This window comes from Phenylobacterium sp., from assembly GCF_016124325.1.
Lineage (GTDB): Bacteria > Pseudomonadota > Alphaproteobacteria > Caulobacterales > Caulobacteraceae > Phenylobacterium.
The window spans coordinates 148,205-169,613 of record NZ_WGNY01000028.1 but is presented as its reverse complement, the minus strand read 5'-3'; the positions used below and the strand labels follow the sequence as shown (position 1 = coordinate 169,613).

Genomic DNA, 21,409 nt, shown 5'->3' with positions numbered 1-21,409 from the left:
GGGCTAAGAGCCGCCGACGCGCACGCGTTCGCTCGTCGCCGACCTTGCGCCGGATCTGGCCGCAGGCTTGGACGGGTCAGTCGTCGGCGACCGGATCAGCACCGTGATCGCGCCGGCGATGCGTTCGGTGAGCTCGTTGATCGGGTTCTGCCCCGGCCGCGCGCGGCTGAGGACGAACGTGCCGACGCAGGCGGCGGCGAACAGCACGGTCGGCGCGCCCTCGGCAAGGGCCGCCGGCAGGGCGCCCGTCGCCGCCAGGCCCTGGCCGAGGATCAAGGCGGCCAGGAAGGCGAACAACAGGATCCCGCCCACCGCCATGGCCGGCGCAGAGCCCGACCGCTTTGCAGCCAGGCCGAACGCGGCGGCCAGCAGCGGAAGCAGCGGCAGGGTGATCGCCCGCGCGATGCGGGAGTAGAACTCCGCGAACAGCGCCTCGCGGGGGAGCAGCGGCGAGGCCTTGCCGGTCGCTTGCTGAAAGAGCTCGATCAGCGTCAGTTCGCTCTCCTCGCCGCCGCGGTCGCGCATGAGCTTCGCGGTCGGCGCCAGCGGCAGCCGCTCGGTCAGCTGCTCGAAGCTGAGCAGTTGGGAGGGCCCGGCGGGCGGCGTCATCAGTTCGCGTCCGTCCACCAGCGTCAGTGTCACCTCGCGCCCGTCGCGGCTTCGCGCCAAGGTCGCCTTGGCCGCCGTGATGACATCCACCCTGCCGTCGGCGGCGACCCTGCGGATGAAGACGCCGGTGAGCACGCGGCCCGCCGGATCGGCGTTGTCGGCGGTGAACGCCAGGTTTGGCGATGGGGCCACCAGCGCCCGCGGACGGACCTCGCCGTTCCAGCCGTCGTTCTCCGCGGCGTGGAGCACCGCGTGGTAGGCGTAGCGGCTATAGGGCTGGACGAAGCCATAGAGCGCCAGGCTGAACATCATCAGCACGACGCCCAGCGCCACCAGCGGCGCCACGATCCGGCCGAGCGAAACGCCGCTGGCGAGGATGGCGTCGATCTCCGAGCTCTGGTTCAGCCGGTTGATCACCACGAACAGGCCGATGAAGAAGCCGCCCGGCAGGATCAGCCCCAGGTAGTGAGGCGCCAGGTCGATCATCAACCGGCTCAGGAACTCCAGGCCGTGGCTGCTCTGCGCCAGGAGATCGAACGACCGCAGCAGGCGTTCCATGAGGAAAGCCACCATGGTGCTGCCGATCGCCGCCGCCATGGGCCCCATGGCGCGCGCCAGGACGTAACGATCGATCGTTCCGGGCAGGAGACGGCGGGGTCCCCGGCCTCTCGCCGGGCGGATCAAGCGGCCTCCGTCTCGGCGCTGGAGCCAGGCGCCGGCACGGGGCTGTATGCGGGCTGCGCGCTCGAAGGCGGCGGCGGCGCGACCGGCGAAAGGCCCGCCAGGCCGAGCGCTTCCGCGTAGACGGCCACCACCTGATCGAGGATGTCCGACCAGCGATAGGCCGAGGCCTGGTCGAACGCCGCGGCGGCCAACCGTCCGCGCAAGGCGGGGTCGGCGACGAGCGTCTCCAGAGCCCGCGAGAAGGCTTCGGCGTCGGCGGCGGGGCAGAGGAGCCCGGTGCGGCCCGGCGTGAACAGCGCGCGCGTGTTGAGCGCGTCGGCGCAGACCACGGCGAGCCCGCTGGCCATGGCCTCGAGGTTCACGTTGCCGAACGTCTCGGTGCAGCTCGGATTGAGCAGGATGTCCCCGCTCGCCACCGCGGCCGCCAGCGCTTCGCCCGCGAGGTGGCCCGTGAACACGGCCCTGGGCAGCCGCTCGCGGAACCATGCGCCGGCAGGGCCTTCGCCGATGACCAGCACCTGGGCGGGACCCGAGGCCGCCTCCAGGCGGGCGATCGCTTCGGCGAACACCGCCAGTCCCTTCTCCAGCACCAGACGTCCGAGGAAGACGATCACGGGGCGCGCGTCATCGAAACCCTGGCTTCGCCGCCATGCCAAGTCTCGCCGCGCCGGGTTGAACAGGGCGCCGTCGACGCCACGGCTCCAGGTCCGCACTCGGGCGGGCATCACCTGAAGGCGGAGTTCGTCGGCCATGGCCGGCGTCGGCGCCAGCACATAGTCGCACCCCTGGTAGAACGCCTGGAGACGCCGCTGCAGATAAGGCTTCAGGCGCCCCAGGGCGTAGTAGTCGAGATAGGTTTCGAACAGCGTATGCACGCTCGCCACCACCGGCAGCCCCAGCCGACGCCCCAGGCGCTGCGCGCCCAGGCCCAGCAGATCCGGGGCCGACAGGTGGATGATGTCCGGCTCGAAGGCCTCGACGTCGCGCCGCAGGCGTGGCGTCAGCCCCAGGGCGAAGCGGTAATCGGGCCGCAGCGGGATCGCCACCGAAGGCGCCGAGACGAGTTCGCCGGCCGGCGGGAATGCGGGCCGCGCCGTCGTCGGGGAGTAGACGCGGACCCTGGCGCCTAGCGTCGCCTGGAGATGCGCCACGAGCCGGTTGAGCGACTTGTTCGCCCCGTCCAGCGTGTAGTTGTAGTTGCCCGAGAAGAGCGCGACACGAAGTGGGCGCGGCCTCCCGTCCGGAAAATTCGGCAGATACATCCTGGCCTCAGTCGCGCACGCCCCCCCAGGGCCGGCGGCTTCACCCCTTTGACGCCACCGGCCGGCGACCACCGCAGAAAATTCCCACGCCGGTGCGGAGATGACGCCTCGGCGGCGTCTCACTTGGACGGAGCCGCCGAGTCGGAAGCGTGGCCTCCGCGTATGAAAGGTTCATGATGGCGGCCTATCGGGCGGTGACATGCGCATAGCCGAAGTCGCCGAGTTCTATTCGCCGACCGGGGGCGGCGTTCGCAGCTATATCGATCGGAAATTCCAGGCCGCCGCGGCGATCGGCCACGAGCTGTTCGTGCTGGCCCCCGGGCCGGAGGACCGCTTCGAGAGCCGGGCCTCCGGCGGCGTGGTGTGGATCGCTTCGCCGCGGCTGCCGATGGATGCGAACTACCACATGTTCTGGCGGTCCGAGCCGGTGTTCCGCCAGCTCGACGCGCTCCAGCCCGACCTGGTGGAGGCCTCCTCGCCCTGGCGCGGCGCGTGGATCGCCGGCGCGTGGCCCGGATCGGCGCCCCGGGCGCTGTTCGTCCACGCCGACCCCGTGGCGTCCTATCCCCAGAGATGGCTCGCGCCGATCGCCGGGCCGGCGCAGGTGGATCGCCTCTTCGCCGGCTACTGGTCGTATCTGCGCCGGCTCACCGGCCGCTTCGACCGACTGGTGGTGGGCGGCGACTGGCTCGCCGGACGGCTGGCCGCCAACGGGATCGAGGGGGTCCGCTCGATCCCCCTCGGCGTCGACCTCGGCCTCTTCTCGCCGTCGCGGCATGATCCGGCCCTGCGCGCGGAGCTTCTGCGGGAATGCGCGCTGCCCGAGACGGCGACGCTCCTCGTCGGCGTCGGGCGGTTTCATCCCGAGAAGCGCTGGCCGATGGTGATCGCCGCGGCGCTACGGGCGGGTCAGGACGCGCCCTTGGGCCTGGTGCTGATCGGCGACGGCCTGGATCGCGCCGCCGTGGCGCGCGCCGCGGCCGGCCACGCGCGCGTCCGCCTGATGGCGCCCATCCACGACCGCCCCCGCCTGGCGGCGATCCTGGCCAGCGCCGACGCTCTCGTTCACGGGGGCGAGTCGGAGACGTTCGGGCTCGTGGCCGCCGAAGCGGCCGCGTCGGGCGCGCCCCTGGTCGTCCCGGACCGCGGCGGATGCTCGGCCCTGGCGCATCCGGCCGCCTCGGAGGTGTATCGCGCCGGCGACGCGGCGGCGGCGGCGGCGGCGCTCCAGCGGCTCCACGCCCGGCTTCCGGCGACGCGGGACGCAGCGCGCCACCTCGCCAGCCGGGTCCGTGGCGACCATCAGCACTTCCAGGACCTGTTCGCCGACTACGCCGAACTCGCCGGCGCGCGCCGCGAGGCCGCCCGCTTCGTCGCCTGAGCATGACCGCCGCCGAGACCACAGCGGCGGATTCGCCGTCGACGACGGCCAGCGCTTCGCGGCCGTGGCGGGGCGTGTTGACCGGCCTGCTCTCGGTCGGACTGCTCGCGGCGATCCTCCTGCAGCTCAAGGACGCCAGCCGCGAGGCGGTGGCGATGCTCGCGGCCCTCCCGGCGGCGGCCTGGCTGGTGTTCGGTCTCAGCTACTTCGTGCAGCCGGTCGCCGACTTCGTGATCTTTCGGCGGCTCTGGAACCTGCCGCTCGGCGCATTCGAGGCCCTGCTGCGCAAGACGGCCATCAACGAGGCTGTTCTGGGCTACGGCGGCGAGCTCTATCTCTACCTCTGGGCGCGCGATCGGCCGGCGATGGCGACGGCTCCGTTCGGCGCCGTCAAGGACGTCAGCATCCTCTCGGCCCTGGGCGGCAATCTCCTGACCCTCGGTCTCCTGGCCTACGCCGCGCCGCGGCTCGGCGCCCTCAATCTGTCGCAGCACCTGGGGCCTGCACTCTGGTTCGGGCTGGGCCTGACCGCACTGTCACTCTGCGTGGTGGCTTTTGGTCGGCGGGTCTTTTCGCTTCCGGCGGCGACGCTGGTTTTCGTCGGCGCGGTTCACGCCGCGCGGCTGGCCGTCTTCACCGGCCTGACACTGTTGCTGTGGCGCCTGGCTCTGCCTGACCTGTCGCTAGAGTCCTGGATCCAGCTTCTGACCCTGCGGATGGTCGTCTCGCGCACGCCCTTCGTCACCAACAAGGAGCTGGTGTTCGGCAATCTGGTGCTGCTGCTCGCCGGCGCGAAATCCCCAGCCGCGCTGCTGGTGGCCAGCCTGGCCCTGGCCTGGCTCGCCGCGCATCTCGCCGTGTTGAGCGCATTGGGCGGCCTCAGCCTGCTGCGCGCGGCGCGGGGCAAGGCGTCGTGAAGATTCCGGGCTTCGACATCTGGCGGGTCGGCGTGGCGGAGACGCCAATCGAGGCCATCGCCCGCCACGGCGGCCTGGCGGAAGCTAAGGTTCACTGGCTGGCTGAAACGCCGAACGCAACCTTCCTGGCCGATCCGTTCGGCGTCTGGCGCGACGGGCGTCTCCAGCTCTTCGTCGAAGCATACGACTACCGGACCCGCCGCGGCGTAATCCAGTGGATGGAGCTGGACGGCGAATTGCGGCCGTCACCGCCCGTGACGGTGCTAAGCGAGCCCTGGCACCTGTCGTATCCGCAGGTCTTCGCGGCCGAGGGCGAGATGTGGATGCTGCCCGAGGCCCACCGCTCGGGCGGCCTGACGCTCTATAGGGCGGCCGACTTCCCGCGAATCTGGGAGCCGGCGGCGCGCCTGCGGCTCGACACCCCGGCCATCGACGCCACGCCGTTCCGTCATGGCGGGCTGTGGTGGCTGGCCTATTCGCCCGACGGCCCCCAGCGCTGGAAGCAGGGACGCCTGCACCTGGCGTTCGCCGAGGGGCTTCTGGGTCCGTGGCGTCCTCATCCTGGGAACCCCGTGCGCGTCGACCTCGCGTCGAGCCGCCCGGGCGGGACACCGTTCATGCTCGATGGCCGTCTCCGGCTCCCCGTCCAGGATTGCACGCGCACCTACGGCGGCGCGATCCGCCTGCTGGAAATCCTCGAGCTGACCATCGACCGTTTCGAAGCCCGGGCGGGCCCGCCGCTTCGGCCGCCGTCGGCCGGGCCCTATCGCAATGGGCTCCACACCCTCTCCGGCTGTGGCGACGTCACCCTGTTCGACGTCAAGCGGATCGACCGAAGCTTGAGCGCCCTGGCCGCGCGCCTCGGGTCGCGGCGGTCGGGGGATGGCCAGGCGGCGTGACCGCCCGCGCCTACTCCGGCGGCTCGCGGCGGAGCTCGCGATACCAGGCGAGTTGTTCACTCGTGGCCAGCAGCTTGCCGTCGCGCCGCCAATAGCTGGAACGCTCGTCCGAGGCGCCGCCGCCGCCGACCCGACCCTCGCACTCGACGAGGATGAAGTCGTCGCCCACCTCGGCGATCTCCTCGACGGTGGCGTGCAGGTAGACCGTCAGCGACAGGGTCGTCGTCATGACGTTGGCGAGCGCGTACATCGCGCGCGGGGCCGAGTTGTCGGTGATCATCCCCAGCAGCGCCTTGTCCAACGGCCCGCGCCGCGAGCGCACCCAGGCGAGCGAGCGGGAATCCCCCGTCGGCGTGGGCGGGAAGCCATCGAGCGTGCGCCGCTCCAGCACCTGGGCGCCGAAATGCTGCATGCCCTCGGGCATGGGCGGGCTGGGCAGGGTTTCCGGGGCGGGCGCGCCAGGCATGGTGGCGAAGACGAACTCGGGCGTCCTGGGACGCCGCGCCATCGTCACCATCGCGTGGACGCCTACCTCCTCCGAGCCGGCCGGCCGCAGCTCGACCTCCCACACGCCGATCGAGCCACCCTGGCGCAGGCGCCGCGTGCGGATGTCGAGATCGCCCGCGGGCAGGCCGGCGGCATAGGTCAGCGTCAGGGACAACGCCTCTCCGACCGCCTCGGGTTCAGCCTCCAGCACACGCACGCACAGCCCGATCGCATAGCCGCCCCAAAGACCGCCGCCCGGGTTGCGCCACTCGGGTCCGGCGGTCGTGATCCACCGTCCGGGCCCGATGGCGGTGAGGGTCATGGCGTGGGTGTCGGTCTCGCTCATGGCCCCTGATACCCAGCCACCGCAGCGTGACGAAAGCCCCTGCGCGGTTGAACGCTGTCCCGAGGCCGAGATTACGAAGGTTTAATAGGGCGCTCCGCATCCGCCCGGCGCCTTCGGCGCCTCTCGGAAGTGAGCGCCTCGCACGCCTTTGGACGCCCGGCACACAACCCCGCGTTACGGGGATTTAACTGGTTCGGTCGGGCCCCGAAGGCGACACCCAGCGCTCGAAGGTGAGGGCTGAAGATCACAATGTCACTGGCGTTGGCCACATTGCTCTACGAGTGGCGCCGCTACACGGCGGCGGTCGTCGCGCTGGCGTTTTCCGGCCTGCTGATCCTGGCCCAGGTGGGCATGTTCACCGGCATCGTGAAGGGCGCGACCGCCACGATCGATCGCAGCCGCGCCGATATCATGATCCTGCCGGCCAAGATGGAGAGCCTGATCAATTCGGGCGGCGGCGCGCTGCCCGAACGGTTGCAGCCGCAGATCTACATGAACCCCGAAGTCGTCGAAGTCGCTTCGATGGACAACGACGGCGGCCGGTGGGTGAACCACCCCAAGAACGGCGCCAAGGCCGTCACCACCTACATCAACATCAACATGGTCGACACGCGCGCGGGCGCGGTGAACCTGCCGACCGACTTCACCGACGACGTGCGCATGGCGCTCATGGAGCCCTACGCCGTGGCGATCGACGAGAGCCAGCTCGGCCGGCTGGGCGTGAAGCTGGGGGACGACGCCTCGATCAGCGGCAAGACCGTGCACGTCCGGGCGATCCTGCACGGCTATCCCGACATCAACAACGCCTCGGTGACCATGAGCCGGGACTCGCTGCGCCTGATGGGCAAGCTGACCCAGGGCGGCAAGACCGGCCCGCTGATGGTGCGCATCAAGGACCCGGCGCGCGCGGATATCGTGCGCGACCAGCTCAACCGCACCGCCGACGGGCGCTACCGCGCCTGGACCCGCAGCGAACTGGCCGAAGCCAACCAGGGCGCGATCATGCAGGAGCAGATCATCGGGATCTTCCTGGGCTTCTCGGTCTTCCTGGGCTTTCTCATCGGCGTGGGCATCACCTCGCAGACCCTGCGCGGGGCGATCCTGTCGTCGATCAAGGAGTTCGCCTCGCTGCGCGCCCTGGGCGTGTCGATGGGCTCGCTGCGGCTGATCGTGATGGAGCTGTCGTTCTGGGTCGGGATCGTCGGCCTGGTGACGACGGCCCTGTTCACGGGCGGTGTCTATCTGCTGGCGACTCGCGGCGGCCTGCCCATGGGCTTCCCTGCGCCGTGGGTCATCGGCGTCTCCATCCTCCTGCTCGTGATCTCGGGCGCCTCGGGCCTGCTGGCCCTGGGCATCCTGAAGAAGAGCCAACCCGCGGACCTGCTGCGATGAGCACGAAACAGACCGCCATCCAGGCGAACGGGGTCTACAAGCGCTTCAAGACCGGGCGCACGCACATCGAGGTGCTGAAGCGCGTCGACTTCGACGCCAACCATGGCGAGGTGACCATGGTCATGGGCCCGTCCGGCTCGGGCAAGTCGACCTTGGTGGCCTCGCTGTCGGGACTGCTGAAGCCCGACGAGGGCAAGGTGCGCGCCCTGGACAGCGAAATCTGGGGCATGCGCTCGGGCAAGCTCGACAAGTTCCGCCTCGACCACTGCGGCTTCATCTTCCAGGGCTTCAACCTGTTCTCGGCCCTGACCGCGCTGCAGCAGGTGGAGATCATCCTGAAGCACCAGGGCCATCCGAAGAAGGTGGCGCGCGAGAAGGCCGCCACCGCCCTGATGGAGGTGGGTCTGGAGCACAAGCTCAACCAGCGCCCCTCCGAACTGTCGGGCGGCGAGAAGCAGCGGGTGGCCATCGCCCGCGCCCTGGCCAAGGACCCGCGGCTGGTGTTCGCCGACGAACCCACCAGCGCGCTCGACGGCGAGAACGGCCTGGTGGTGATCAAGTTGCTGCAACGCGCCGCCAAGAGCCACGGCGCAGCGGTCATCTGCGTCACCCACGACATCCGCCTGGAGGCCTTCGCCGACCGGGTCATCCACCTCGAGGACGGCCAGATCCTGGATGACCGGCGCGTCGAGGGCGCGCCGACGCCCTCCGGCGTCGATCCTCAGCACCACCGACAACCCGCGCTCCTGGGAGCCTGAAGACCATGTTCGCCTTCCTTCGCCACCGCTTCGTCTGGATCGGCCTCGTGCTCGTGGCCATGGTCGTCGGCGGCGGCCTCTTCATGCAGAGCCAGGCCAAGGCCAAGAAGGCCGAGGAGGCCAAGGCCGCCGCGCAGGTGAAGCCCAGCCCGTACACCGCCATCGCCAACGGCAAGGCCGACGTGGAAGGCGGGATCATCCAGGTCGCCGCCCGGCGCGCCGGCGTGATCCGCGACGTCCTGGTCCAGGAAGGCGACGATGTGGTGAAGGGCCAGGTGCTGGCCCGGCTGGAGGACGACGAGCCCCGGCTCGCCTCGCAGCGGGCCGACGCCGAGGTGCGCCAGGCGCGCGCCGCCCTGGCCCTGCTGCAGGTGCAACTCTCCGCCGCCCAGCGCGAACTGAAGCGGCTGGAGGGCCTGGCTCCGTCGAACTTCGTGGCCGCCCAGAAGCTGGACCAGGCGCGCGACGCCGTGCGCGAGGCCGAGGCGCGCATCCTGGCCCAGAAGGCCACGGTGGCGACCGCCGAGGCGGCCTTCAACGAAGCGCGCTACGACCAGGAGCTGTCGATCATCCGCGCGCCGGCCGACGGCCGGGTCATCCGGCGATACGCCAACCCGGGCGCCGGCGCCTCGACGCTGAACGTTTCGAACATGTTCGACCTTGAACCTCACACCGGCCGCATCGTCCGCGCCGAGATCGCCGAGGGCTCCCTGCCCTTCGTGAAGATCGGCCAGACGGTGCAGATGTCGCCGGAGAGCGACCCCACCAAGATCTATCCTGGCAAGGTGCTGCGCCGCGCCGCGGTGTTCGGCGCCCGCAAGCTGCAATCCGATGATCCGAACGAGAAGACCGACGACCGCGTGGTCGAGGTGGTGGTCGACTCCTCCCATGCGCCGTTCCTCATCGGCCAGCGCGTGCTGGTGAAGTTCGAACGCGGCCAGCAACAGGCCCAGGCAGCCGCCGCCCCAATCGGCTGACCGGGCTGAGGAGGCCTCTTCGGGGTTCCCAGTTCCGCCCCGGGGAGGTCGACCTCCCTCGACGCCGCCTTCTCCTGCGTCGGCTTGACGCGATCCCCAGCGGCCCTCACAAGGCGGGCCGCATTCGAATACCTGTTCCAAAGGGGATCCTGATGGCGGACATCCGCTTCGATGGCAAAGTGGCGATCGTGACCGGCGCGGGCGGAGGCCTGGGCCGCCAGCACGCGCTGGAGCTGGCGCGGCGCGGCGCCAAGGTCGTGGTCAACGACCTCGGCGGCTCGGTCGATGGCTCGGGCGGCGGCTCGGAAGCCGCCCACAAGGTCGTCGAGGAGATCAAGGCCCTGGGCGGCGAGGCCATCGCCAACGGCTCGTCGGTCACCGACGACGCCGGCGTCGCGCGGATGGTCAAGGACGCCATGGACCACTGGGGCCGCATCGACATCCTGGTCGCCAACGCCGGCATCCTGCGCGACAAGAGCTTCGCCAAGATGGAGCTGAGCGACTTCCAGGTGGTGGTCGACGTCCACCTGATGGGCTCGGTGAAGCCCGCCAAGGCCGTCTGGGAGATCATGCGCGAGCAGAACTACGGGCGGATCGTGGTCACGACGTCGTCGACCGGCCTCTACGGCAACTTCGGCCAGACGAACTACGGCGCGGCCAAGCTGGGCCTGGTCGGCTTCATGAATTCTCTGAAGCTCGAGGGCCAGAAGAACAACATCCACGTCAACGCCATCAGCCCGGTGGCCGCCACGCGGATGACCGAAAACCTGGGCATGCCGGCTCAGGTGCTGGAGCAGCTCAAGCCGGAATATGTGACGCCGGGCGTGGTGTTCCTCTGCTCGGAGGACGCGCCGACGGGCGCGGTCCTGACCGCCGGCGCCGGCGCCTTCGCGCTCAGCCGCATCGTCGAGACCGAGGGTGTTTACCTGGGCCATGAGGCCACGGTCGAGAAGGTCCGCGACAACTGGGAAAAGATCACCGACGCGGCCGGCCAGCAGGCCTATCTGAACGGCGGCGAGCAAACCGCGAAGTTCTTCCGCAAGATGCAAGGCGGCTGAATACAGCCGCTCACTGCGAAGCTTGGACGGGCGGCCCGACGGCCGCCCGTTTCGATTTTGTAATCCAATTCCGCTTGCTCCTTCCCTAGCGGAGGCGCCTACGATTGCGCGCAGCGCCCTTCGAGAGGCGCGCTCGGAGGATCAGGACGTTGGCGTCGAACGTTGGTAAGGCCGGGCCGAACGGCGCCCTCTCCCCGTTGAACGCCTTGGCCTTCGCCAGCGCCTACATTCCGATCTCCGCCCTGATCCTGGCCGTCGCGGTCCATCTTCCGCGCTATTTCGCCAGCCACCTGGGCCTGTCGCTGGCGGCCGTGGGCGGGGCCTTCGCCCTGGTCCGCTTCGTCGACATCCCGATCGACACCGTCATCGGCGTCGGCATGGACCGGACCCGCACGCGGTTCGGCCGCTATCGCGTCTGGATGGCCCTCGGCGCGCCGCTGCTGATGTTCGCCCTCTTCATGCTGATGCGCTCGCCGCAGGACGTCGGCGAGGGCTATCTGCTCGGCTGGCTGCTGGTGATGTACATCGGCTATTCGTGCGTCTACCTGTCCCAGCTCGCCTGGGCGGGCCGCCTCGCCCCCACCTACGAGCAGCGTTCCAAGGTGTTCGGCGCGATCATGGCCATGGGCGTGGTCGGCGCCATGGGCGTGCTGCTGATTCCCGTGGTCATGACCACCATGTTCGGCGCGACCGACGCCGAGGGCGTGCAGGCCATGATGTGGTTCATCATCGGTGGCGTGCCGATCACCGTGCTGCTGGCGCTGTCGACCACGCGGGAGACCGTGGCCCGCGACCACACGGTGCACTTCAAGCTGCGCGACTACATGCTGCTGCTGACGCGCGGCAACGTGATCCGCCTGCTGCTGGCCGACCTGTTCGTCACCCTCGGCCCGGGCTGGATGGCCGCCCTCTATCTCTTCTACTTCACCGACAGCCGCGGCTTCACCATCGCCCAGGCGAACATCCTGCTGGCCATCTACATCGGCGCCGGCTTCGTGGGCGCGCCGTTCACCGCCTGGCTCGGCAACAAGCTCAGCAAGCACCGCGCCCTGATCGCCAACACCACGGCCTACTCGCTGGGCCTGATCGCCCTGCCCTTCCTGCCGAGGGGCGATTTCCTGCTCTTCGCCCCACTGATGTTCCTGGTCGGCGGCATGGCCGCCGGCTTCGGTGTGATGATCCGCGCGATCACCGCCGACATCGCCGACGAGATCCGCCTGGAGACCGGCCGCGAGTGGATGGGCCTGATGTACGCCATGACCAACGCCACCTCGAAACTGGCCTCGGCGGGCTCGATCTTCCTGACCTTCAACGTCCTGGCCGCCGTCGGCTACGAGGCCAGGGAAGGCGCCGCGAACGGCCCGGCCCAGATCCAGGGGCTGGAGTTGGCCTACATCATCGGGCCCATCGTCTTCGTGATGATCGCCGGGGCGTGTTTCGTCGGCTACCGCCTGACCGCCGAGCGCCACGCGGAGATCCGCACCGAGCTCGAGAAGCGCGACGCGGCGATGAACGATCCTGCCGCGGCGCTGGAAAGCCTGACCGGCGAGACCGACTTCGCAACGGCGCCGCGAACCACATGACCTGACTGTCGACCATCGCCGAGGGCCCGGCAGAGGCCCCGGCGCGAAGGAGGAAGCCTTGACCCAAAGCGGAACCGGCGCGGCGGGCGCGCCCCTTTCCATCGGGCGCATGCTGGCCTTCTCGGCCACGAGCCTGCCGCTGTCGGCGGTGGTGCTGGCGATCTCCATCCACCTGCCGGCCTATTTCGCCTCCAGCGTCGGCGTGCCCCTGGTGGCCGTGGGCGCGGTGTTCGCCATCTGCCGTTTCATCGACATCCCGATCGAGCCGGCGCTGGGCCTGGCGATGGACCGCACCCGCACGCGGCTGGGCCGCTACCGGCTCTGGACCCTGATCGGCGGACCGCTGCTGATACTGGGCCTCTACATGCTGATGGAGGCGGAACAGGGCGTCGGCCGCGGCTATCTGATCGTCTGGCTGCTGGTGATGTACCTGGGCATGTCGATCCTCATCCTGAGCCACGCGGCGTGGGCCTCGACGCTGGCGCGCACCTACGACGAGCGGTCGCGCCTGTTCGGCGTGATGACCGGCGCCGGCGTGATCGGGTCTCTGGGCGTGCTCGCCGTGCCGATCCTGATGTCGGGCATGGGCAAGACCGACGCCGAAGGCGTGCGCGCCATGATCTGGTACATCATCGGGCTGACCCCGCTGTGCGTGGCCATCGTCGTCTGGGGGACGCCCGAGCGGATCGCGCCGGAATCGCACGGCCAGCGCTTCCGCCTGCGCGACTACGCCGAACTCATCCTGCATCCGGCCATGCGCCGCATCCTGCTGGCGGACCTGTGCCTCGTGCTGGGACCGGGCTGGATGGCGGCGCTGTTCCTGTTCTTCTCGCGCGACCGCATGCACTTCACCACCGCCGAGGCCAACCAGCTCCTGGGCGTCTACATCGTGGCCGGCCTGTTCGGCGCGCCCACCATGGCCTGGCTGGCGACGCGCATCGGTAAGCACCGCACGGCCATGGTCTCGTGCCTGGTCTATTCCGCCGCGCTCATCGCCCTGATCTGGGCGCCGAAAGGCAATGTGCTGGCCAACATCCCGATCAATTTCGTCACCGGGTTCGTGGGCGCGGGCTTCGTCGTGATGATCCGGGCGATGGTGGCCGACGTCTCGGACGACATCCGCCTGACCCAGGGCAAGGAACGCAGCGGCCTGCTCTTCTCCCTCACCACCTCCACCAGCAAGATCGCCGGCGCCGCGGGGCCGGCCATCACCTATCCGTTCCTGGCGAGCCTGGGCTACCATCCCGACCTGGGCCAGGCGAACACGCCCGAGGCGATCCGCGGCCTGACGTTCGCCTTCCTGGCCGGCCCCACCTTCTTCCTGGCGCTCGGGGCGGCGTGCTTCATCGGCTACAGGCTGACCGCCGAGCGGGCCGCCGAGACCCGTCGCCTGCTCGAGGAACGCGACGCCGAGCTCGAGGCGGCGGCCGCCATCGGCGGCGGCCCGGCGGGCGAACCGGCCGCGCCGCATGTGCCCCGCACCGCCTGATCGGGCCGCGTAACGCCGTACCTTGGCTTCGAAATATTCTTGTAACGCGGGGAACGGAGGCTTCTGCTGCAGTCCACGCTCCGCCAGAGGGCGACCTGAGATATGGGAGACGCCCGCTTGACCACCGCCACCGCCACGCACGCGGATCGATTGTCGTTCCCGCGCCTGCTCGCGTTCTCGAGCGGGGCCATCCCCGGTTATCTGCTGATCGGGATCATGGGCGTCTACCTGCCCCGCTTCTACGCCGGCCACCTGGGCATCGGCCTGCTGGAGCTCGGCGCGGCCATCGCGGGCATCCGCCTGGTGGACATCGGCATCGACCTGGCCATCGGCATGGCCATGGACAAGACCAAGACACCGTTCGGCCGCTACCGGCCCTGGTACCTGCTGGGCCTGCCGGTCCTGGCGTTCACGGTGTTCAAGGTGTTCAACCCGCCCGACGACGCCGGCATCTCGTACCTGGTCGTCTGGTACATGCTGCTCTACGTGGCCTATTCGCTGCTGGTGCTGGGCCATGCCGCCTGGGCCGGCACGCTGACGGCGAACTACAACGAGCGGTCGCGCATCTTCGGCTGGATGATGGGCATCGCCCTGGCCGGCAATGTGGCCATCAACGCCCTGCCCTTCCTGACCGGCGGCGCGATCAACCCCGCCCGGTCCGAGGGCATGCCGACCATCGGCTGGATCATCATCGCGATCTCCGCCGTGACGATCCCGCTGGCGGTGATGCTGGCGCCCGAGCGCGCCCCGCCGGTGGCCCACAAGGAGAAGCTGTCGTTCAAGGACTACGCGGCGGTGGTGACCAAGCCGTCCATGTTCCGGCTGATCCTGGCCGACCTGTTTCTCACGCTCGGCCCGGGCACGACGGCGCCGATGTATGTCTTCTTCTTCCACGACGCGAAGAAGTTCACCCTGACCGAGGTCCCGGAACTGCTGATCTTCTACCTGCTTGCGGGCGTGGTCGGCGCGCCGGCCTGGGGCCACGTGGCCCGTAAGCTGGGGAAGCACCGCACCATTCAGGTGGCCTGCGTGGTCTATGCCATCACCCAGTCGCTCCTGATGGCCATGCCCGCCGGCAACTTCTGGCTGACGGCGTTGGGCATGTTCGCCGTGGGCTTCGCGGCCAGCGCCTTCGTGCTGCTGATCCGGGCGATGGTGGCCGACGTGGCCGACGAGCTGCGGCTCGAAACGGGGCGGGAGCGGTCTGGCGTGCTGTTCGCCCTGGTGACCATGACCCAGAAGTTCGGCACCTCGATCACCGTCTCGATCGTCTATCCAATCCTCGCCTACGTCGGGTACAACGCCAAGGATGGAGCGGTGAACACCGAGCACGCCATCTGGGGCCTGGAGATGTGCTACCTCTTCGCCCCCGTGATCCTGGTGGTCGTGGGCGGACTTTGCCTCATCGGCTACAGCCTGACGGCCGAGCGCCACGCCGAGATCCGCAGCCAGCTGGAGGCGCTGGTGGAGAAGGACGTCGCCGCCGCCGAGGAAAGCCTGACCGGGCCCGTGGAGGGCGTCGCCCCGGCGCGCTGACGGGGCCGCTAGCCCGCCACCTTGCCGGCCAGTTCGACGAAGGCCCGGGCCGCGGCGCTGTCGGCGTCGGTGGCGGCCAGCGGCCGGCCCTGGTCGCATGCCTCGCGCAACGCCACCTCGATCGGGATTTCGGCCAGCAGCGGCACGCCCAGGCGCTCGGCCTCGGCCCGCGCCCCGCCGGTCCCGAAGATCGGCGCCTTCGCGCCGGAGCTGTCGACGAAATAGGCCATGTTCTCGACGACGCCCAGGATCGGCGCGCCCGTCTTGTCGAACATGGCCGCCGCGCGCCGCGCGTCGATCAGGGCGATCTCCTGCGGCGTGGAGACGATGATCACCCCGTCGATCACCAGCTTCTGGACCAGGGTGAGCTGGATGTCGCCGGTGCCGGGCGGCAGATCGATGACCAGCACGTCGAGCGGCTCGTCCGCCGTCCCCCAGTTGGAGTTCATGAGGCTGCGCAGCGCGGAGGACGCCATCGGGCCGCGCCAGATGTTGGCCGTGCCAGGCTCCACGATGAAGCCGATGGACATGACCTTCACGCCCCAGGCCTCCATCGGGTTGAGACGCTTGTCCGCGTCGAAGGTCGGATCGCCGTCCACGCCCAGCATCGTGGGCGCCGAGGGGCCATAGATGTCGGCGTCCAGCAGGCCCACGCGCTTGCCCATCCGGGCCAGGGCCGCGGCCAGATTGACCGAGACGGTCGACTTGCCGACGCCGCCCTTGCCGCTGGCCACGGCGATGACCTTGGTCACGTGGGCCGGCTTCACCGCCTCGACCATCGGATGGAGGCGGGCCTGGGGATCCTCGGCGATGCGCGCCCGCCGGGCCGGCGGTGTCTCGCCCGGCAGCGGACGGCGCGGCGAGACCTGGAAGCCCGGGCTGGGCGTCGGCGCCTGGATCTCGGTGGTCAACACCACCTGGGCCATCTCGACGCCGGGCATGTCGGCCAGCACCGCCTCGGCCTGGTCGCGGACCGGGCGGTAGAGGTCGGCGTCGGCCGGGGCCACCTCCAGCATGAAGGCCGCGCGGCCGTCGCGCAGGACCAGGCCCCGCACCATGCCGGCGCTGGTCAGGCCCTTGCCGGACCTCGGGTCGACGACCCCGTCGAGGGCCTGAAGGATCGCCGTCCGGTCCGGACCCGCCGGTTCGCTCATGCCGCTTTCGTCTTGTGTCGCCTAAGGTGGGACCTCATATCCGGCCCCCAGCATCTGTTTACAAGCCCGCCCGGGGCTTTATGGATCGAAGCTGAAGACGTGAAGCAAGGACGACGCGAACCGGTCGATGCCCTGGAATGACAACGCCAACCCCGGGCCTTGGGGCTCACCCTCCGGGGGAGACGGAGACAGACGCGATCCGCCGCGGCGGCCGCAAGGCGGCGGCCCGCGTGGCCCCGGTCGTGGGGGCGGACCCGACTTCAACGTCAACGTCGAGCGCCTGATCCAGCGCCTCCGCGAGCTGATGGGCGGCCCGGGCGGCATGAAGCCCAGCGTGCTGTTCGCCATCCTGGGCGGCGCGTTCGGCCTCTGGGCGCTGTCTGGCTTCTACATCGTCCAGCCCAACGAGCAGGCGGTGGTCACCACCTTCGGGGCCTACTCGCGCTCGGAGACCCCTGGCCTGCGCTACCACGTCCCGTTCCCGGTCGAGCGCGTCGAGAAGGTGGCGGTGACCACGCTGAACCGCACCGACGTGGGCTCCAACGGCGACAACGAGGCGCCGGCCGAAAGCCTGATGCTGACCGGCGACGAGCAGATCGTCGATCTGGACTTCAGCGTCACCTGGCGGATTTCCGATCCCAGCAAGTACCTCTTCTCCGTGCGCGATCCGAAGCTGGCGGTGAAGGACGTCGCGGAGAGCGCGATGCGCGAGGTGGTGGGCAAGATTCCGCTGCAGCCGCTGATCTCCACCGAGCGCGGACAGGTCCAGCAGCGGACGGCCGAGCTGATGCAGAAGACGCTGGATTCCTGGAACACCGGCATCAGCATCGTCGAGGTCCAGATCCGTTCGGCCGATCCGCCCCAGGAAGTCGCCGGCGACTTCCGCGAGGTGAACAACGCCGTGCAGGACGCCGACTCCTACAAGAACGAGGCCGACACCTACGCCAATCGCGTGGTCAACGAGGCCAAGGGCGACGCTTCGCGCATCATCCAGGCGGCCGAGGCCTATCGCGAGCAGGCGGTCCGCGAGGCCACCGGCGAGACGGCGCGGTTCAACCAGCTCTACGCCGAATACAAGCGCGCGCCGGGCGTCACCCGCGACCGGCTCTACATCGAGAGCATGCAGCGGATCCTGCAGCGCACGAACAAGGTGGTGATCGACGCCAAGGGCGCCACGGCCCCCATCATCCTGCCGCCGGACGTGTTCCGGCCCAAGGGCTCGGCATCGACTTCGGCCCCGGCGATCCAGCCGCAGGTCAGCGCGCCAACTCCCCAACCCCAAGCCAAGGCCAGCCAATGAACGCGCGTCTGGTCGCCTGGATCGTTGGCGTGGTCGTCGTGGCCGTGCTGGCGCTCAACACCCTCTTCATCGTCGATCAGCGCGAGGAAGCCATCATCGTCGCCTTCGGCGATCCGCAGTACGTGATCAATCCGCCCGGCAAGAACGAGGCGGGGCTGCACGCGAAGATCCCGTTCATGCAGCAGGTCCTCAAGCTGGACCGGCGCAACATCGCCCTCGAGATCGCCCAGGAAGAGATCATCGGCGCGCGGCAGGAACGGCTTCTGGTCGACGGTTTCATCCGCTACCGGATCTCGGACCCGCTGCAGTTCTACACCACCCTGCGCAGCCCGCAGCTCGCCGAGGACCGTATCGAACGGCTGGTCAGCTCGTCGCTGCGACAGGTGCTGGGTACGGCGACCCAGTCCGATATCATCTCGGGCCGGCGGGCCGAACTGATGCAGCAGGCCCAGGCGACCGTGTCCCAGCGGGCGAAGGAATCTCGCATGGGCATCCAGGTGATCGACCTGCGCATCCGCCGCGTCGATCTGCCGGCCTTCAACCGCGAGTCGGTCTTCCGCCGCATGGCCACCTCGCGCCAGCAGGAGGCCGCGCGCATCCGCGCCATCGGCGAGCAGGCCAAGCGCCAGAAGATCGCCGAGGCCGACAAGGAGGTGACCGTCACTCTGGCCACCGCGCGCGAACAGGCCGGCCAGACCATGGGCGAAGGCGACGCCCAGCGCACCCGCATCTTCGCGCAGAGCTTCGGCAAGGATCCCTCTTTCGCGGCCTTCTACCGCTCGATGCAGGCCTATGAAGGCAGCTTCGCCGACGGCGAGACGACGCTGGTGCTGTCGCCCGACAGCGCCTTCTTCAAGTACTTCGAGCGCGGCCCCGCCGCCCGCTGAGGCGGCCGGGGCCAGCCCTCTTGACCTAGCGCACTACAAGCGTAAGTTATTACGCGCGTAATCTCGCAGTCCCGCCGCGCGCCCCAAGCCGCGGCCCGTTCACTTGCCCCCTCCTTCTTCATGGCCGGGGGAGGAGGGGCGCCTTTTCAGCCCGCCTGCGCGGCCAGCAGGTCGCGCACCTCGTGCAGGTCACGGGCGATGCGCACGCAGAGCGTCTGCATCTCCTCGGTCGGGTCGAGCATGTCGGGCACCATCACGGTCATCATCCCGGCCGCGGCGGCCGCGCGCACGCCGTTGTGGCTGTCCTCAAGCGCCAGGCAGGCCGCCGGATCGACGCCCAGGGCCGAGGCGGCCTTCAGGAACGGCTCGGGATTCGGCTTGCCCATCGTCTGCACGTCGCGGGTGATCAGCGCGTGGAAGCGGTCGACCAGACTGTGCGGCCCCAGGCTGGCGTGCACGGATTCCAGGTTCGACGAGGTGGCGATCGCCCGCGGCATGCCCACGGCGTCGAGGTGGTCGAGGATCTCCAGCACGCCCGCCTTCAGCGCGATGCCGGCCGCAAGCTCCTCGCGGAAGTGGGCGGAGACGGCGGCGTTCCAGCTGTCGAGGTCGAAGCCGTCGCCGAAGTGCTCCATGACGATCCGGTCGCTGGCGGCGTGCTGCAGGCCCACCATCCGCTTGAAGGTGTCGAAGGGCAGTTCGCCGCCGAAGCCCCCAGCCGCGCGCCCCATCGCCCGGAAGACGACGACCTCGGTGTCGACGAGCAGGCCGTCCATATCGAACACGACGGCTTTGACGGGGCGCGGCAGGGTCATGGCGCGGCTCTAGCGGCGTTCGGGCCCGGCAGGGAAATCAAAGCCCGCTTCAATCCGTAACGAACTCGTCCGCCCGGTAGCCCTGGAAGTAGAGCAGCGCGGTCAGGTCGGCGTGGTCGATCTTCGCATGGGCCTGGGCCGCCACGATCGGCTTGGCGCGATAGGCCACGCCCAGGCCCGCCGCCTGGATCATGGCGAGGTCGTTGGCGCCGTCGCCCACCGCCAGGGCCGACGAGGCTTCGACGCCCAGCGCGGCAGCCTCCTCCTGCAGCGCGGCCAGCTTGGCTTCGCGGCCCAGGATCGGTTCGCCCACCTCGCCGGTGAGCGCGCCGGCCGTCTCGATCAGGGTGTTGGCGCGGTTGGCCTGGAAGCCGGCGGCCTCGGCGACACGCGAGGTGAAGAAGGTGAAGCCGCCAGAGACCAGCACGCAGCGCGCGCCATGCGCGGCCATGGTGCGCACCATCGTCCGCGCGCCGGGATTGAGCCGCACGCGCTGGTCGTAGGCCTGCTGTAGCGCGGTCGCGGGCAGGCCCTTGAGCATGCCGACCCGCTCGCGCAATGCGCCCTCGAAGGCGAGTTCGCCGCGCATGGCGCGCTCGGTGATGGCGCTGATCTCGGCCTTCAGGCCCGCGAAGTCGGCCAGCTCGTCCAGGCATTCGACATTGATGATCGTCGAATCCATGTCGGCCACCAGCAGCCGTTTCCTCCGCCCCGCCGCGGGCTGGATGCAGATGTCGACCGGCTGGCCGTCCAGCTCGGTGTGGACGACCGACTCCGCCGCCTCGCGGTCGGCCAGCAGGGGCAGTTCATAGGCCCCGGGCCCGAGGGCGCGCGGCGGCTTGACGGCGACGCCCGCGCCTGCGAGCGCTGCCTGCGCGCGATCCGCGGCTGCGCCGGCCAGGCCGGCGTCGGGGCTGACGAGGGTGAGGACGAGTTCCATGACCGGCCGCATCTGGCTGATCGCCGGACCGACCGCAAGCGGCAAGTCGGCGCTGGCCCTCACCCTGGCCGAGGCTGTGGGCGGCGAGATCGTCAACGCCGACTCCATGCAGCTCTATGCGGGCCTGCGCGTGCTGACCGCCGGGCCCAGCCCTGAGGAGGCGGCGCGGGCCCCGCATCACCTGTTCGGAACCGTCGATCCGGCCGAGGGCTGGTCGGTGGGCCGATGGCTGCGCGCGGCGAGCGCGGCGATCGCCGACATCGGCGCGCGCGGGCGCGACGTCGTCGTCGGCGGCGGCACGGGCCTCTACTTCCGGGCGCTGACCCAGGGGCTGGCCGAGATCCCAGCCATCGCCGCCGATCTGCGCCGGACAACGGCGACCGAGTTCGAGGCCCTGGGGGAAGACGCCTTCCGCGCACGCCTCGCGGGCGTGGACCCGGCGGCGGCCGACCGCATCGCGGCGGGCGACCGCCAGCGGTTGAGCCGCGCCTGGGAGGTCTATGTCGCCACCGGCGTCTCCCTCACCGACCATCAGGCCAGCGCCGCCGGGGCCCTGCCCACCGGAAGCTGGAGGGCCGTGGCGATCGATCCGCCGCGGGCGGCGCTCTACGCCCGCTGCGACGCGCGCCTGGAGCGGATGGTCGCCGAGGGCGCTCTGGACGAGGTCCGCGCGCTGATGGCCCGCGACCTCGATCCCGACCTGCCCGCCATGAAGGCCGTGGGCGTTCGCGAACTTGCCGCTCACCTGCGCGGCGAGACGAACCTCGAGGCTGCGCTCGCCGCCGCCCAGCAGGAGACCCGCCGCTACGCCAAGCGCCAGACGACCTGGATGCGCGGCCAGATGGCGGACTGGCCGCGGCTGTCCGGCCTCGATTCCCGCGACCATTGGAGGCAGTTTCTTGCGCTCAACCCCGGCTTGACGGTCTGAGCGCGACA

The 21,409-nt window shown here is 70.0% G+C and carries 19 protein-coding genes; 13 read left to right on the top strand and 6 right to left on the bottom strand.

What is annotated here, in order from left to right:
• Positions 1-3 precede the first annotated feature (3 nt).
• Both GC203_RS16460 and GC203_RS16455 read right to left on the bottom strand, forming a co-directional pair.
• Complete coding sequence (locus tag GC203_RS16460) at positions 4-1,293, bottom strand: LptF/LptG family permease (RefSeq protein WP_293456721.1); 1,290 nt, start codon at positions 1,291-1,293, stop codon at positions 4-6.
• Positions 1,290-2,555 (bottom strand): glycosyltransferase family 1 protein, encoded by a 1,266-nt coding sequence (locus GC203_RS16455; RefSeq protein WP_293456719.1) that lies wholly within the window; start codon positions 2,553-2,555, stop codon positions 1,290-1,292. Before GC203_RS16455 ends, GC203_RS16460 begins: the two co-directional genes overlap by 4 nt.
• Positions 2,556-2,754: 199 nt before the next feature.
• Here GC203_RS16455 and GC203_RS16450 point away from each other — a divergent pair, with 199 nt between their 5' ends.
• Genes GC203_RS16450 through GC203_RS16440 form a run of 3 tightly spaced genes read left to right on the top strand, consistent with a single transcriptional unit; the run spans position 2,755 to position 5,752 of the window.
• Positions 2,755-3,936, top strand: coding sequence for a glycosyltransferase (locus GC203_RS16450; RefSeq protein WP_293456716.1), 1,182 nt, complete (start codon positions 2,755-2,757; stop codon positions 3,934-3,936).
• A gap of 2 nt (positions 3,937-3,938) precedes the next feature.
• Positions 3,939-4,853 carry a hypothetical protein gene (locus GC203_RS16445; RefSeq protein WP_293456714.1) on the top strand — a complete coding sequence of 305 codons (915 nt, stop codon included), beginning with the start codon at positions 3,939-3,941 and terminating at the stop codon, positions 4,851-4,853.
• Positions 4,850-5,752: a hypothetical protein gene (locus GC203_RS16440; protein WP_293456711.1), complete on the top strand. Its 903-nt coding sequence runs from the start codon at positions 4,850-4,852 to the stop codon at positions 5,750-5,752. The genes GC203_RS16445 and GC203_RS16440 overlap by 4 nt, the downstream gene beginning before the upstream one ends.
• Before the next feature lie 10 nt (positions 5,753-5,762).
• On the opposite strand, the gene GC203_RS16435 is transcribed toward GC203_RS16440, so the two are convergent.
• Positions 5,763-6,584 carry a thioesterase family protein gene (locus GC203_RS16435; protein ID WP_293456708.1) on the bottom strand — a complete coding sequence of 274 codons (822 nt, stop codon included), beginning with the start codon at positions 6,582-6,584 and terminating at the stop codon, positions 5,763-5,765.
• Between the two features lie 249 nt (positions 6,585-6,833).
• Between GC203_RS16435 and GC203_RS16430 the strand changes: the two genes are divergently transcribed.
• The 7 genes from GC203_RS16430 to GC203_RS16400 all read left to right on the top strand — a co-directional run bounded on the left by GC203_RS16430 (position 6,834) and on the right by GC203_RS16400 (position 15,377).
• Entirely contained in the window at positions 6,834-7,976 is a 1,143-nt protein-coding gene (locus tag GC203_RS16430) for an ABC transporter permease (RefSeq protein ID WP_293456706.1), read from the top strand.
• Positions 7,973-8,734, top strand: a complete 762-nt coding sequence (locus GC203_RS16425) for an ABC transporter ATP-binding protein (RefSeq protein ID WP_293456704.1) — start codon at positions 7,973-7,975, stop codon at positions 8,732-8,734. Before GC203_RS16430 ends, GC203_RS16425 begins: the two co-directional genes overlap by 4 nt.
• A 5-nt stretch (positions 8,735-8,739) precedes the next feature.
• Entirely contained in the window at positions 8,740-9,711 is a 972-nt protein-coding gene (locus tag GC203_RS16420; RefSeq protein WP_293456701.1) for an HlyD family efflux transporter periplasmic adaptor subunit, read from the top strand.
• A gap of 152 nt (positions 9,712-9,863) precedes the next feature.
• Complete coding sequence (locus GC203_RS16415) at positions 9,864-10,769, top strand: SDR family NAD(P)-dependent oxidoreductase (RefSeq protein WP_293456699.1); 906 nt, start codon at positions 9,864-9,866, stop codon at positions 10,767-10,769.
• A 197-nt stretch (positions 10,770-10,966) separates the two neighbouring features.
• Positions 10,967-12,352 carry an MFS transporter gene (locus tag GC203_RS16410; protein WP_293456697.1) on the top strand — a complete coding sequence of 462 codons (1,386 nt, stop codon included), beginning with the start codon at positions 10,967-10,969 and terminating at the stop codon, positions 12,350-12,352.
• A 58-nt stretch (positions 12,353-12,410) separates the two neighbouring features.
• The gene (locus tag GC203_RS16405) at positions 12,411-13,841 is read left to right on the top strand and encodes an MFS transporter (RefSeq protein WP_293456694.1); all 1,431 of its coding nucleotides are present in this window, start codon (positions 12,411-12,413) and stop codon (positions 13,839-13,841) included.
• Between the two features lie 117 nt (positions 13,842-13,958).
• Positions 13,959-15,377, top strand: a complete 1,419-nt coding sequence (locus GC203_RS16400) for an MFS transporter (RefSeq protein ID WP_293456691.1) — start codon at positions 13,959-13,961, stop codon at positions 15,375-15,377.
• Between the two features lie 8 nt (positions 15,378-15,385).
• Here GC203_RS16400 and GC203_RS16395 read toward each other — a convergent pair whose 3' ends face one another.
• Positions 15,386-16,531: an Mrp/NBP35 family ATP-binding protein gene (locus tag GC203_RS16395; RefSeq protein ID WP_293456688.1), complete on the bottom strand. Its 1,146-nt coding sequence runs from the start codon at positions 16,529-16,531 to the stop codon at positions 15,386-15,388.
• Between the two features lie 127 nt (positions 16,532-16,658).
• Between GC203_RS16395 and hflK the strand changes: the two genes are divergently transcribed.
• Positions 16,659-17,831, top strand: a complete 1,173-nt coding sequence (hflK, locus tag GC203_RS16390; RefSeq protein WP_293456685.1) for an FtsH protease activity modulator HflK — start codon at positions 16,659-16,661, stop codon at positions 17,829-17,831.
• Positions 17,828-18,718 (top strand): protease modulator HflC, encoded by an 891-nt coding sequence (locus GC203_RS16385; RefSeq protein WP_293456682.1) that lies wholly within the window; start codon positions 17,828-17,830, stop codon positions 18,716-18,718. Before hflK ends, GC203_RS16385 begins: the two co-directional genes overlap by 4 nt.
• A 146-nt stretch (positions 18,719-18,864) precedes the next feature.
• On the opposite strand, the gene GC203_RS16380 is transcribed toward GC203_RS16385, so the two are convergent.
• Complete coding sequence (locus GC203_RS16380) at positions 18,865-19,533, bottom strand: HAD family phosphatase (protein WP_293456680.1); 669 nt, start codon at positions 19,531-19,533, stop codon at positions 18,865-18,867.
• Between the two features lie 49 nt (positions 19,534-19,582).
• Positions 19,583-20,485 carry a phosphoserine phosphatase SerB gene (gene serB, locus GC203_RS16375; protein ID WP_293456678.1) on the bottom strand — a complete coding sequence of 301 codons (903 nt, stop codon included), beginning with the start codon at positions 20,483-20,485 and terminating at the stop codon, positions 19,583-19,585.
• On the opposite strand from serB, the gene miaA reads away from it, so the two are divergent.
• Positions 20,472-21,401: a tRNA (adenosine(37)-N6)-dimethylallyltransferase MiaA gene (gene miaA, locus GC203_RS16370; RefSeq protein ID WP_293456675.1), complete on the top strand. Its 930-nt coding sequence runs from the start codon at positions 20,472-20,474 to the stop codon at positions 21,399-21,401. The two genes, serB and miaA, sit on opposite strands and share 14 nt — an antisense overlap.
• Positions 21,402-21,409: the final 8 nt, after the last annotated feature.